At 34.0% G+C, this 14,438-nt stretch carries 11 protein-coding genes; 6 read left to right on the top strand and 5 right to left on the bottom strand.

The features are described 5' to 3' along the window. Positions 1-360 precede the first annotated feature (360 nt). The 5 genes from EKM00_RS06580 to EKM00_RS06600 all read left to right on the top strand — a co-directional run bounded on the left by EKM00_RS06580 (position 361) and on the right by EKM00_RS06600 (position 5,433). Positions 361-1,308: a zinc metalloprotease gene (locus tag EKM00_RS06580; RefSeq protein ID WP_126515640.1), complete on the top strand. Its 948-nt coding sequence runs from the start codon at positions 361-363 to the stop codon at positions 1,306-1,308. 260 nt (positions 1,309-1,568) lie between these two features. Beyond that, positions 1,569-2,513: a zinc metalloprotease gene (locus EKM00_RS06585; protein ID WP_126453317.1), complete on the top strand. Its 945-nt coding sequence runs from the start codon at positions 1,569-1,571 to the stop codon at positions 2,511-2,513. A gap of 75 nt (positions 2,514-2,588) precedes the next feature. Next, positions 2,589-3,680 (top strand): AI-2E family transporter, encoded by a 1,092-nt coding sequence (locus EKM00_RS06590; RefSeq protein WP_126515641.1) that lies wholly within the window; start codon positions 2,589-2,591, stop codon positions 3,678-3,680. A 2-nt stretch (positions 3,681-3,682) separates the two neighbouring features. Continuing rightward, the gene (locus EKM00_RS06595) at positions 3,683-4,864 is read left to right on the top strand and encodes a class I SAM-dependent methyltransferase (RefSeq protein ID WP_126515642.1); all 1,182 of its coding nucleotides are present in this window, start codon (positions 3,683-3,685) and stop codon (positions 4,862-4,864) included. Between the two features lie 2 nt (positions 4,865-4,866). Then, positions 4,867-5,433, top strand: coding sequence for a hypothetical protein (locus tag EKM00_RS06600; protein ID WP_126453308.1), 567 nt, complete (start codon positions 4,867-4,869; stop codon positions 5,431-5,433). Positions 5,434-5,437: 4 nt separating this feature from the next. Here EKM00_RS06600 and EKM00_RS06605 read toward each other — a convergent pair whose 3' ends face one another. Next, positions 5,438-6,097, bottom strand: coding sequence for a M15 family metallopeptidase (locus EKM00_RS06605; protein ID WP_126515643.1), 660 nt, complete (start codon positions 6,095-6,097; stop codon positions 5,438-5,440). A 30-nt stretch (positions 6,098-6,127) separates the two neighbouring features. Here EKM00_RS06605 and EKM00_RS06610 point away from each other — a divergent pair, with 30 nt between their 5' ends. Then, on the top strand, positions 6,128-6,319 hold the full coding sequence (locus EKM00_RS06610) for a hypothetical protein (RefSeq protein WP_126515644.1): 192 nt from the start codon (positions 6,128-6,130) through the stop codon (positions 6,317-6,319). 32 nt (positions 6,320-6,351) lie between these two features. Here EKM00_RS06610 and EKM00_RS06615 read toward each other — a convergent pair whose 3' ends face one another. From EKM00_RS06615 to EKM00_RS06630, 4 genes are all read right to left on the bottom strand, one after another. Continuing rightward, positions 6,352-8,271, bottom strand: coding sequence for an amino acid permease (locus tag EKM00_RS06615; protein ID WP_126515645.1), 1,920 nt, complete (start codon positions 8,269-8,271; stop codon positions 6,352-6,354). 236 nt (positions 8,272-8,507) lie between these two features. Then, complete coding sequence (locus EKM00_RS06620; protein ID WP_126515646.1) at positions 8,508-11,423, bottom strand: FAD-binding and (Fe-S)-binding domain-containing protein; 2,916 nt, start codon at positions 11,421-11,423, stop codon at positions 8,508-8,510. Between the two features lie 93 nt (positions 11,424-11,516). Continuing rightward, positions 11,517-13,445, bottom strand: coding sequence for a glucosamine-6-phosphate deaminase (gene nagB, locus EKM00_RS06625; protein ID WP_126515647.1), 1,929 nt, complete (start codon positions 13,443-13,445; stop codon positions 11,517-11,519). A gap of 114 nt (positions 13,446-13,559) precedes the next feature. Further along, the gene (locus EKM00_RS06630; protein ID WP_126515648.1) at positions 13,560-14,309 is read right to left on the bottom strand and encodes a DeoR/GlpR family DNA-binding transcription regulator; all 750 of its coding nucleotides are present in this window, start codon (positions 14,307-14,309) and stop codon (positions 13,560-13,562) included. Between the last annotated feature and the right edge of the window lie 129 nt (positions 14,310-14,438).

Below are 14,438 nucleotides of genomic sequence, written 5' to 3' on the forward strand. Positions count from 1 at the left end.
CTTTATAATTCTTAATATCCTTCTTTGAAAGATGCCATCGCTAACGATCAAATAAAAAATATAGATTAGTATTAATTGTTAAAATAAATAGTTGAAAAATCCACCATTACTTTCTTTTTACAGAGGCAAAATTAGCATTAAAGAATCATTTAATAAGAATAATATTAATTATAATCTTTCTAAATATATTTTATTAAGACCAGAGGTAAATCAAGAACACGACAGCAGAAAGAGGCTACTAAAAAGTCATAATTGATATTTATTTTTTAAAAATAATAGATATTTATTTTTTTTATGAAAAAATTGTTATAAAATTGTGAAATAGTTAACCAAATCTATTAATTTATAACAAACCCGATTATGAAAAAAATTTTTTTACCTGTTGCGGCATTTTTAATGCTTTTCTCTTGTCAAAATGATACAGCAGAAACAACTTCGGAAGCAAGCGCTATATCTCAACGCGGTTGTGCCACTCAAGAAGTTCTTGCTGCACAAATGAAAGCAGACCCTACATTAGCCTTGAGAATGAATAAAATTGAAGCATTTACCCAAAAAGCTATGCTAACTGGCAGATTAGTAAATGGTAAAATCGAAATTCCTGTTGTAGTTAACGTATTGTACAAAACTGCAGCAGAAAACATTACTGATGCTCAAATTCAATCTCAAATTGATGTGTTAAATGATGATTTTAATGCTACAAATTCAGATTTCAGCAGTACTCCCGCTTTGTTCTCTGGAGTTGCAGCAAATGTTGGTATTACTTTCGTTTTAGAAACAATAAATAGAAAATCTACTACTAAAACATCTTGGGGAACCAGAGATGCTATGAAAAAAACAAAACAAGGAGGTTTAGATCCTACTTCACCAGAAACAAAACTTAACATGTGGGCCTGTACTATTGGCGGTGGGATATTAGGTTACGCTCAATTTCCTGGAGGATCATCAGCTACTGATGGTGTTGTAGTCGATTCAAAATATTTTGGATTATCTGGATCAGGTGCATATCCTTATAACTTAGGAAGAACAGCTACTCATGAAGTAGGCCACTGGATGAACTTACGTCACATTTGGGGAGATGCTACCTGTGGAAGCGATTTAGTTTCTGATACACCTACACACAACACTGCTAATTATGGTGTTCCTGCTTATCCTCATTACAGCACATGCTCTGGAACTCCTGTAGAAATGACTATGAATTACATGGATTACACAGATGATAGGGGTATGTATATGTTCTCTAATGGCCAAAAATCAAGAATGGCTGCAATTTTTGTTACAGGCGGAGCAAGAGCAGGTTTTGGAGTATAATTCCTAAATAAATTTATAAAATAAGCGACCTAAAAAGTCGCCTATTTTTATTTATCAGCATTACCTCTTTATATTTCTTCATTACGATAAGTAACCAATTAACAGCCTAAATTTTATTTAAATAGTTTTACTGTTCTTATCCAAAAAGCAAGATTTAAATTATTTTATAAATAAGTAATCATAAAAATTTTTTTTAAATAAAAATTGTTATAAAATTGTGATATAATAAACCAAATCTATTAATTTATAACAAATTCATTATGAAAAAAATTCTTTTATCTGCTGTAGCATTATTAATGCTTTTTTCTTGTCAAAATGACACAACAGAAATTACTCCATCAGCTGATGCAGTTACAAAACGTGGTTGCGCATCTCAAGAGGTGTTAGCTGCCCAAATGAAAGCTGATCCGTCATTAGTTTTGCGAATGAATAAAATTGAAGCTTTTACTGACAAAGCAATGTTATCTGGTCGCTTAGTTAACGGTAAAGTAGAAATCCCAGTGGTCGTAAACGTTTTATACAGAACTACAGCTGAAAATATTTCGCTGGCACAAATCCAATCCCAAATTGACGTATTGAATAAAGATTTTAATGCTGCAAATTCTGATTATAATTCAGTTCCCGCAGCATTTTCAGGAGTAAAAGCAAATGTTGGAATTACATTCGTCTTACAAAGTGTAAAGAGAAGATCTACTACTATAACATCTTGGTCTACAGATGATTCTATGAAAAAATCAACAAATGGAATCGTTCCAACTACACCAACAACTGTATTAAACATGTGGTCTTGTAATCTTGGTGGCGGTATTCTAGGCTACGCACAATTTCCTGGAGGTGCATCGTCTACCGATGGAGTAGTAATGGATAACAATGCATTCGGTACTACCGGGACAGTAACAGCGCCATTTAATCTAGGAAGAACAGCAACTCACGAAGTAGGACACTGGATGAATTTACGTCACATTTGGGGTGATGCAACTTGTGGAAGCGATTTAGTTTCTGACACGCCTACGCACAATACTGCTAATTATGGTGTTCCTACCTACCCTCATTACAGTACATGCTCTGGTACTCCTGTAGAAATGACTATGAATTACATGGATTATACAGATGATAGAGGTATGTACATGTTCTCTAACGGCCAAAAATCAAGAATGGATGCAATTTTTGTTTCTGGTGGAGCAAGAGCGAGTTTCGGAATATAATTTTTAGTTTTTTAGAATTTAAAACTCGCTACTTGTTAGCGAGTTTTTTTTATCTTTAGCCCTTAATATAAAGATATGATTACGTCAAAAACCATTTCTAGCGGCATTATCCGTGCGCTACTTACCTTAGTGCTAGGTGCTTTAGTGCTGTTCTTTTTCTACCAAATTCAATCGGTGATAATTTATCTTGTAGTATCATTTATATTCACAATGATTGGAAATCCTATTTTAGATTTTTTTAAACGGAGATTAAAATTTAATCATCTATTTGCTACTATTACCACTTTGTTTATTTTTATACTGATTATATTTGGTTTCATAATGATGTTTATTCCTTTGATTTTATCCCAAGGACAAAATTTATCACTGCTAAACACAGCAGAAATTGAAAAAAATATAATTGAGTTAGCCAATCAGATCAGTGTGTTTTTGGAAAGTCATCAAATTGATTCCTCACAAATACTTAAGGAAGCCAACATTTCCTCTAAAATAAATTTTAATATCATTCCAAATTTTCTAAATGCTATTTTGGGAACAATCAGTAGTTTTGGTGTGGGATTGGCTTCGGTACTGTTTATTACTTTTTTCTTTTTAAAAGACCGATTAATGTTTCTTTTAGGAGCAAAAAAATTAATTCCCAATAGCCATGAATTTCAAATTTTAAATTCACTGGAAAAGATCAACCATTTACTATCGCGTTATTTTATTGGATTATTGCTTCAATTATTTATTGTGTTTCTTTTATACCTGATCGTCTTAGTCATTTTTGGTATTCCCGATGCAATTGTTATTGCTTTTTTATGTGCTGTATTAAATATTATCCCCTACATAGGTCCATTAATTGCATCGGTGTTAGCCGCAATTTTGACTATGATCAGCAATTTAGGCGGTGACTTCCAATCCGATATTTTACCTACGACAATTTACGTTCTTATTGGTTTTTGGATCGTTCAGATTATTGACAACAATTTGTCCCAACCTATTATCTTTTCAAAAAGTGTCAGTTCACATCCCTTAGAAATATTTCTGGTTATCTTAATTGCCGGTTTTCTTTTTGGAATATTGGGAATGATCGTAGCCGTTCCATTGTATACAATAATTAAGGTGATAGGGAAAGAATTTTTCCCAGAAAATAAGATCATTCAATCATTAACTAAAGACCTTTAATTTTGGATTTAATGATTCTAAATCCTAAAGTACAAGTATTTATCAATGCTAACATTGGTGCACACGTAGCAACATTAGCATTACAAAAAAATCCATTCCCTAATGTGGATTGGACCACCATTTTGAACCAAATTGACGCGAAGACAAAAGCAAAATATAAATTGCCACATTGGTTCTTGTCCCAAAACATCATTTATCCAAGCAAACTTTCAGTAGAACAAACGTCTTCTGAAAAAACAGCTTCTTATAAAGCTTCTATTGTTGCTGGTGACCGCTTAATCGATTTGACTGGAGGTTTTGGTGTGGATGATTTTTATTTTGCACAAAAAATAAAAGAAGTGGTTCATTGCGAAATTAATCCCGATTTATCTCAACTTGTAAAACACAATTTTGAGCAATTACGTGTTCCTAATATTACTTGTTATACCGGGGATAGTCTGGCAACCTTAACCGCTTTAAAAACAAACTGGGACTGGATTTATATTGATCCTTCCAGAAGAAATAATACCAAAGGAAAGGTATTCATGCTTAAAGATTGTTTGCCAAATGTTCCTAAAAATCTAACTTTTTATTTTAAAAATACAAATGCTATTCTCATAAAAACGGCTCCTATTCTTGATATTACTGCCGGACTAACGGAATTACAACACGTAAAACAAATTCATATTATAGCCGTTGAGAACGAAGTTAAAGAATTGTTATGGGAACTTCGTGCGGCATATTCCGGACCAATACGCATTAAAACTGTCAATATCCTCAAGGATAAAAATGAAACTTTTGATTTTATTTGGAATGAAGTTGCTAGTTTTTCAAATTTCAGCTTACCTCAAACCTATTTATACGAACCCAATAGTGCTATTATGAAATCAGGTGGATTTGATGAAGTCGGATCCTTTTATAAGGTCAATAAACTACACAAGCATTCTCACTTATACACTTCCATGGACTTAATTCCCTTTCCGGGTCGTGTTTTTGAAATTCAAAATACATTTTCCTATAACAAAACAGCGATGAAAACTTTTTTAGAAAACAGTAAAGCCAATATCACAACTCGGAATTTTCCGGACAGTGTAGAAAGTATTCGAAAAAAATGGAAAATAAAAGACGGAGGAAATATATATAGTTTTTTTACAACTGATGAAAATAACCATAAAATAGTTTTAATTTGCACCAAAATATCATAAAAATGAAATTCATAATTACAATAACTTTCTTTTTCTTCAGTTTGAGTCTTTTTGCACAAAAACCATGTGATTACAGTGAAAACGTTACTGATTCAATAGGAACCTATAAATCAACTAAAGAATATATGATTAGTGAAAAAAAATTTGCCGGAAACTCCAGCTATATTTTCTATTCACTGGCTTTAACGGATGGATTACCAACCTTAAACATACAATTTATCCAAAAAAGCAAGGGATTTATAAAAGCGAATTGTTTTGATAAAAATTCAAAATTGTTTTTACAACTCAACAACGGAAAAATAATTACGTTAATACACACTGATCAAGAAGATTGTGGCACTTTGATTCGTGATGACAATGGATATGATAACCGGATCAATTCAGCAGTATTTATGTTTATGAAGGATAGTTTTGAAGAATTAAAAAGTTCTCCAGTTTCTATGATGCGGATCAAATATTTGACTGATACAGAGGATTTTATTATAAAAAAGGAATTTAAATCGGAATTAAACAACGAAATTTACTATCCGGAAACCTACTTCATAAATACGATAAAGTGTATCGAATAATAGTTTATTTACATTCCCATTTAGTATTAGAAATAGTGTCATTCAACCCTGATTTTACATTATAATGCCACCATTCCGAATCAAATGAATTAAAACCACTACTAATCATTGTTGTTTTCAGCAGGTTTCTATTTGCCTTTACTGTGTGCGAAACAGTAGGATAATCATGACTCGCTTCGACTCCAAAAAAATCAAAACCAGTACCCATATCTAATTCTTTTCCACTGCTGTTCACTAAAGTAAGGTCTACAGCTCCCCCTCTATTATGAATTGATCCCTTCGAAGGATTAGCCACGTACTTAGGATTAGGTACAATTTCCCACATTTTTTTCTGAATATCTAAAGGGCGATAGCAATCAAAAATTTTAATCTTATAGCCCTTTTCCATAAACTTCTCATTGGCTTCAACAAGTGCACGAATGGTTTTTAACCGCAAAAAACATTCTGCGCAATCATATACTTTTGCGTTCAGGAAATTGTCTGTTGTGGCGTATTTCATATCATACAGAAAATCTTGACTGTATTCTTTCAAATTTACAAATAGCGTATCATTGCTAATTGAATTCTTTTTTTCATCCGTTTTAGAAATCAAATTTTGGGATTGACAACTAACAATACAAAAAAGAAAACTAACGAATAGAAGTGGTTTGACTATAAAAATCATGTGTTTATTTTTTATAAAAATAAGTAAAAAATGGCGGTATCAATTATTACCTATGAATTAATCCGTTCAGTAATCGTTTCAATTTTGATAAAACAATTGGATTTCCTGCAATTGCTTTATATTAAGAAGATCTATAAGATATCCGCTAAAACAAATAAGTCCTCTAAATTGCTTTTAGAGGACTTATTTGTTTTTCCTAATATTGATCTAAATGCATCGTAAGACCCTGACTGTTTTAGTTTTTTTTCATGTTCTTAATTTAATTTGCTGTTTTTTCGGCTAAAGCCAAAATAAATGACCAATCCAATCAAAAGCCATATTCCAAAATAAATCCAGTTCCAAACACTCAATTCAGCCATCATGTACAAACAACAAATCAATCCCAATAGCGGTATCAAAGACAAATTTGATTTAAAAGACCAAACGGATAATCCAGCTAAAACAATCAAGAAAATCCACATTGGAATTTTGTGTTTAAATAAACTAAAACCGCTTTCATATTTCACTGCATCAGCAATTGGCAAACCCGCTATAACAGCAGCATATTTTGCATCATCTTGTTGGTATTGGCGCAATAAATGCTCTAAATCCGGCGTTTCATCAGTGCTGTTTTTAGCATCAATAGTGACTAAATAATTGTATACTTTTTGGGTTTCTTCTTTGTTTAACGAGGTGATGATAGCGGATGAACTGTTGATTTGAGTTTTATTGGTAATAAAATCCATTGTTCCTTTTTTATTGTAACCAAAAGCAAACACCAATCCCATAATAATCAAAACTGGCAATATGAATTTTGAATTTACATAAGGAGTTTTAAATTTTCCACGAGGTATATCGGTTCTGTTTTGTAACACTAAAACTCCGGCACAAACCAATACAAAAGCGAATAACGTTCCAATACTACACAAATCTGTAACCAATGTTAAATTCAAAAATAAAGCGGGAACTGCTACTACAAACCCAGTAACAATTGTCGCATACGATGGTGTTTTGTATTTTGGATGTACTTTTGAGAAACGTTTTGGCAACAAACCATCACGACTCATACTCATCCAGATACGCGGTTGTCCCATTTGAAAAACCAATAAAACACTTGCCATGGCCACAACCGCACTGACGGCAATGATTCCGGACATCCATTTTAAGTCTAATTTTTCAAATACAAAAGCCAAGGGATCACCTACATTCAACTGGTCATAACGCACCATTCCGGTAAGTACCAGAGCAATGGCAATATATAAAACGGTACATATTATTATGGCCCACATCATTCCTTTAGGCAAATCACGTTGTGGATCTTTGCATTCCTCAGCCGTTGTCGAGATAGCATCAAACCCAATGTAAGCAAAAAACACTGCTGAAACTCCTTTTAAAACTCCTGTAACACCATTAGGTGCAAAAGGATCCCAATTTGCAGTATCCACATAGAAAACACCAACCGCTATGACTAAAAGAACAATACATAATTTGACAACCACCATGATATTACTCGCATTTCGAGATTCTTTCATTCCGCGGTAAATCAATGCCGTAATCAAAACAATAATCAGTAGTGCAGGAAGATCTGCCACAAAATGAAACGATCCAATAACCGGCGAAGTCGTCCAGGCTGTATAAGCATCCTGTAAAGCAGGACTTAAGTTTGCAAATTCTTTGCCTCCTTGCATTAGCGCAATGGCATCGTCAAAACCTCTGGAAGCGGACAAAAAATCCATTTGAACCCATTGTGGTAAGTGAAGCCCGCCACTTTCAAGTAAACCCGTAAAATAGTCACTCCACGATATGGCGACCGTTATATTCCCCACAGAATATTCCATTATCAGCGCCCAACCAATAATCCAGGCTATTATTTCTCCAAAAGCCACATACGAATACGTATAAGCACTTCCGGAAACGGGAACCATCGATGCAAATTCAGCATACGCAAAAGCAGCAAAACTACAGGCTATAGCAGTAAACAAGAACAAAAAGATAACTGCAGGCCCTCCATCAGAACTAGCTTTACCAATCGTACTGAAAATTCCGGCTCCTACAATTGCGGCGATACCAAAAGCTGTTAAATCACGCGCCGTTAAATGTTTTCCTAATGCATTATGGCCATCGGCATCTCTTTTTTCAACCTGTTTTAAAATATCTTGTACTGTTTTTTTTCTAAATAAACTTGAAGATGCCATAAACTAAACTTTATCATTAAAAATTAATAAACTGTAAATTGTATGCTATAATTATGAAAATAGTTCAAATTATCTTCAAAATTCAAAAGTATAAAACAATTTTAATTAATGGAGTTTCTCTAACTATTTTTTTATTTATTTTTCATAAAAGTTAAATCACTTTTTTTTTATACTAAATAAGTCAAATTTTGCTATACATCCAATTAAAAAATAATTTTAAAAAATAGCTGCAATTATTATTTCAAACAGCTTTTTAGAATCGTGATCGGATGCAAGGCTTTTCTACTGGTACCATCAAAAATCTGATGGCGGCAACTAGTTCCTGCCGCTGCAATAGCCACTGTTGCATCAGTAGCTCTTATTTTTGGGAACAAGGTGTCTTCTCCCATTTGCATGCTGATTTCATAATGTTCTTTTTCATAACCAAAAGAGCCAGCCATACCACAACAACCCGAATTATAAATAGTAACTGAACTATTTTTAGGGACATTCAACATTACAAAAGTTGCTTCCATAGTACTCAATGACTTCTGGTGACAATGTCCGTGAATTTTTATTGTTTTTGCAACATCAGAAAATTGATCGGGATGAATTTTGCCTTTTGTAATTTCATTTTTAAAAAACTCTTCAATCGTAAATACATGTTGTGCTAATTTTTCAGCACCTTCCTTATCGTCAGCCAATCGAATGTATTCATCTCTAAAGGTCAATATTGCTGAAGGTTCTATTCCTATCAACGGAAAATCAGTAGTAACATAATCCGAAAAAACAGCTACGTTTATGTTTGCGATTGCTTTGGCTTCTTCCAGAAAACCTTTAGAGATAAAAGCCCTTCCGCTTTCCTCATGATCCACCATAATTACTTCATATCCTAATGCTGTCAATAACTCGTAAGCATCAATGCCTACTGAAACATCATAAAAATTAGTAAATTCATCACAAAACAAACATACTTTTCCGTTTACAAAAGAATCACTTGGTGCTTGATTCCAATTTTTCTCATACCATTTTCTAAAGGTTTGCTGAGCCAGAGGCGGTACTTCTCTTTTTGAGGCAATTCCCATGGTTTTTTTTACCAAAGGCAAGTTCAGCATGAAATTCGTAAACTTTGGAGTGATACTCCCCAGTCCATTCAATTTCGCATTAAAAGCAAATACTTTATTGCGCCATGAAAATCCATTCGCTTTTTGATAGTGGTACAGAAACTCTGATTTCATTGCTGCCACATCCACATTACTGGGACATTCACTGGCACATGCCTTGCAGCTCACACACAACTCAAATACCTTATATAATTCTTCATGATCGAACTTATTGTCTTTTTCTGAATGCGTCAAATATTCCCGCAGCGCATTGGCTCTGGCGCGCGTCGTATCTTTTTCATTCCGCGTGGCGCGATAGCTAGGACACAAGGTTCCTCCAGCCGAAGGTAATTTTCTGCAATCACCAGAACCATTACATTTTTCCGCAGCACGCAAAATCCCCATACTATCAGAGAAATCCTGAATAGTTTGTATTTCCGGTTCTACTCTCCCCGCTTCCATCCGAAGATTTTCGTCCATTTTGAAAGCGTTTACAATTTTTCCCACATTCAAAATGGTGTTGGGGTCAAAAGCATGTTTGATTCTTTTCAATAATTCATAATTCTGTTCTCCAATCATAAAAGGTAAAAACTCTCCACGAACAATACCATCCCCATGTTCCCCGCTCAAGGAACCTCTATATTTTTTGACTAAAACAGCCACTTCGGTTGCGATGTTTCTAAATTGGTGTATCCCTTCTTTTGTTTTCAAATTCAAAACCGGACGCAAATGCAATTCTCCTGCACCGGCATGCGCATAATAAATAGCACTTTGACCATGACGCTCCATCATTGCGGAGAATTCAGCAATATAATTAGGTAAGTCACTCAATTCAACAGCGGTATCTTCAATAGAATCTGCCGCTTTATTGTCGCCAACAATACTGCCTAAAAGTCCAAGACCTGCTTTTCTCAGCTCATTTACTTTATCTATATCTGCTCCGTAAATTTTTGGTAAAGCATACCCAAAATTATTTCGTTCTAAATCGGAAATCAAAGCATTGGCCTGTAATTCAGCATCTTCCATACTGTGATACGAGGCTACTTCAAGCATGATAACCGCTTTTGGTTCTCCTTGAATGAAAAATCTATTTTTAGCCTGTTCCCGGTTGGTTTTGGTACAATCTAATATTGTGTCATCCATCATTTCACAAGTGTACAAATGGTGTTTCATTGCGGTAACCACAGCTTCTAAACTTTCCTGAATAGAATGAAAATGGGCCACTACCATCACATTATTTGTTGGCGGTAGCGGATCTACTTTCAGCGTAATTTCAGTGGTAAATGCTAAAGTTCCTTCGCTTCCACAAAGGAGTTTTCCCAGATTTATAGTACTTTCGGTTCCTCCAAAAAGTTCCGATTTCAATACTAAATCAACTGCATATCCGGTGTTTCTTCTGTGAATTTCAGGTTTCGGAAATTCTTTTGTAATCTCTTTTTGGTTTTCTGTGTTCGAAAGTTCCTCATAAATAGTCTTGTAAATAGAACTTTCAAGCGTTTTCCCTTTTGTTTTTTCAATGAATTCAGCAGAAGTCATTTCTTTAAATACTGCCGAACTTCCATCACTCAAAACTGCTTTAATTTCCACAATTTTATCTCGGGTAACTCCGTACCGAATTGATGTAGTTCCAGATGAATTATTGCCTACCATTCCGCCTATCATACAACGATTGGAAGTCGAAGTATTGGGACCAAAAAACAATCCGTGCGGTTTTAAATATAAATTCAGTTCATCCCGAATTACTCCTGGTTGCACGGTAACGGTTTTTTTAATAGAATCAAAAGCAACAATCTTTGTAAAATGTTTCGAAACATCCACGATTATTCCACTACCTACAGTTTGACCTGCCAATGAAGTTCCGGCAGTTCTAGGCGTAATTGAAATTTTATTTTTTGCTGCAAAGCGAATAATTTTTACAATATCTTCCTCTGTTTTTGGAATCGCTACAGCAAGCGGCAGGATCCTGTAGGCCGAAGCGTCAGTGGCATACAATGTTTTATGAAGGTCATCATATAAAAGAATGCCTTCTAATGATTGAGATAGTTCTTGTAACGGAGGCGTAATTGACATATTGTGGAGTGAATTGCTGTTATTTTCACAAATATAAATATATAGTGGTGTATAATTTTAAGAATAAAAGCTAAAGTTTGTGATTTCTTTCTTTCAGTAATTAAAACGTTTGAAAGCTTCAATAGCTTCATATTCTGCGAGACCTAGATCATCATATAATTTAGCTGTATTCTTATTACGATCTTCGGCTCTTACCCAGAATTCTCTGGAATCATTTCCTTGGAACATCACCCTATCCTTTTGAGATTGGTGGTATAAAATGGCATGTCTTTTTAATAAAACTTCATCCGGGCTCAAGGGTACAGCCATGTCAATTTCATGAATATCCCATTCATGCCAAGCGCCTCTGTACAACCATAACCAACAATCATTCATAAAAGGTTTTGATTTCAGTTGTTTCATGGCTTCAAATATCGCATTCAAACATACTTCGTGCGTACCATGCGGATCTGCTAAATCTCCCGCTGCAAAAACCTGATGTGGTTTAATTTTTGCAATGATGTCCTTTACGATTTCAACATCTGCAGTTCCTAATGGGTTTTTCTTAATTTGTCCGGTTTCATAAAAAGGAAGATCTAAAAAGTGTGCATTTTCATCTTTTAAACCAATATATCTAATCGCGGCATACGATTCTCTGCGTCTAATAAGTCCTTTCAGTTTTCTAACTTCTAAAGAATCAACTTGATTTTCGGTTTTATAATTTAAAAAGTCAATAATGGCAGTAAAATTAATCTTAGTGACGTCATCTCCTACAAAATCATTAGAAACTTCGGCAAATTTTAAGGCTTCATCATCTGTAACTGCAATATTTCCTGAGGTTTGATAAACAACATGAACATCATGTCCTTGTTTAATTAGTTTAGAAAAAGTTCCTCCCATAGAAATCACATCATCATCCGGATGAGGACTAAAAAGAATAATTCTTTTCTTGGCAGGATTAGCTCTTTCAGGTCGATACGAATCATCTGTATCAGGTTTCCCTCCGGGCCATCCTGTAATAGTATGTTGCAAAACATTAAACATATTTATATTCAAATCGTAAGCTGAACATTCCTCTTGCGCTAATAGATCCGACATACCGTTATTATTGTAATCCCTATCAGTCAGTTTTAAAATAGATTGATTGGTATGTTGGCACAGCCAAACTATGGCTTTACTTTTTAGTTCAGGGGTCCAAACACAGGTGTCAACTAACCAGGGCGTTTTAAATCGGGTTAATTCCGAAGCGGCAGATTGGTCTAAAACAAATGTGGTATTGGTGTGATTTTGCAAAAAGGTAGCAGGAACTTCAGAGCTGATATCACCTTGGATGGTTCTTTTTATAATATCGGCTTTATTTTGGCCCCAAGCCATTAAGACAATTCTTTTTGATCGGAGAATTGTTGAAACCCCCATAGTAATTGCTCGCTTAGGAACATTGTCAATCCCATTAAAATCAGAAGAAGCATCGACTCTTGTAATATGATCCAAAGTGATAATTCGGGTACCGGAATTAATGTGAGATCCTGGTTCATTGAATCCAACGTGACCGGTTCGCCCAATTCCTAAAAGTTGAAAATCTATTCCACCCACTTCTTTAATTTTCAGCTCATAATCAACACAATATTGATTTAAATCTGCAATAGCTATAGTTCCGTTAGGAATGTTAATATTTTCAGGATTAATATCTACGTGATCAAATAGATGCTGCTGCATGAAATAATGATAGCTTTGATTGTTCTCTTTGGTCATTGGATAATACTCATCCAAATTAAAGCTAATAACATTACTGAAACTCAAACCTTCTTCTTTGTGGAGGCGCACGAGTTCATCATAGACTTTTATCGGGCTGGAACCTGTTGCTAAACCCAGAACGCAGGGTAAGTTTTGAGCTTGTTTTAATTTAATCAATTCTGCTATTTCACGGGCAACAATTATTGAAGCTTCCAAAGCATTTTTAAAAACCTTATTATGAATTTTTTCAAATCGAGTAGTTTCATATTTGCCTGGCTTAACATAAGATAAAAGTTGAATTGCACTCATAATTATTTCGGAATTTAAGAATATTAATAAGGCAAATATAAAAAACATCCTAAATAAATGCAACTTTATGCGTTAATTTAGGATGAACTATTAAATAATGCATAATAATGCAATTTACAATACCTGAACACCGGCTTTAATGTACTCTTCTAATATAGGATTTTTTGGATTTAGATCAGTTATTATAGTATTTAGTTGGTTAAGTTCGCTAACAACGTAAGGCATTTTAGTATTTAGTTTTTCAGAAGAAACCATCGTAACGACCTTATCTGAAGCTTGCATCATTGCTTTTTTTACAATAGACACTTCGTAACCCATTTCTGTAAGACCCAAACGAACATTTATACTACTAGCCCCCATAAAACAAATATCTGCTTTTAATTTAGACAATACATGCACCACATCCAATCCAATTGTAACCATTGCATTTTTTTGCATTTTTCCTCCTATAAAAATTAACTCAACATTAGAATGTTGTGAGAGTTGCATGGCTATTGGCAAACTATAAGTATAGATAGTTGCTTTCAGATCAGATGGAATTAATTTAGCAAAAGCAAGGTTTGTAGTTCCCCCACTCATAATAATAACCTGTCCATCAGTAATTAAAGAAAGGGCTTTATTTCCTATAATATCTTTCTTATCTCGATTCACAATCGCGATATCAAAAATATTAGCAGGCTTATCAATAACAGGAAATGCGCCCCCATATACCTTTTCAAGAAGACCTTTTTTATTCAATTCTATTAAATCTCTTCGTATTGTATCTTCGGAAATACTCAATTCCAAAGCTAGATCAATAGTACTAACTTTTTGATTTTCATGAAGTTTACCCAGAATGTATTTATGTCTTTCTACTTTTAGCATTTCAATTAATTAAAAATATTGCCAAAGATATAAATATTTGAACTAGAATAAATATATGTTGCTATATATTATTTATGAGATGCATTATTTACGTAATGTAAATGATAAAAATGATTCAAAATGAAATTT

Origin of the sequence: Flavobacterium sp. RSP15, from assembly GCF_003968755.1 — a bacterium.
In the GTDB taxonomy this organism is placed as follows: Bacteria; Bacteroidota; Bacteroidia; order Flavobacteriales; family Flavobacteriaceae; genus Flavobacterium.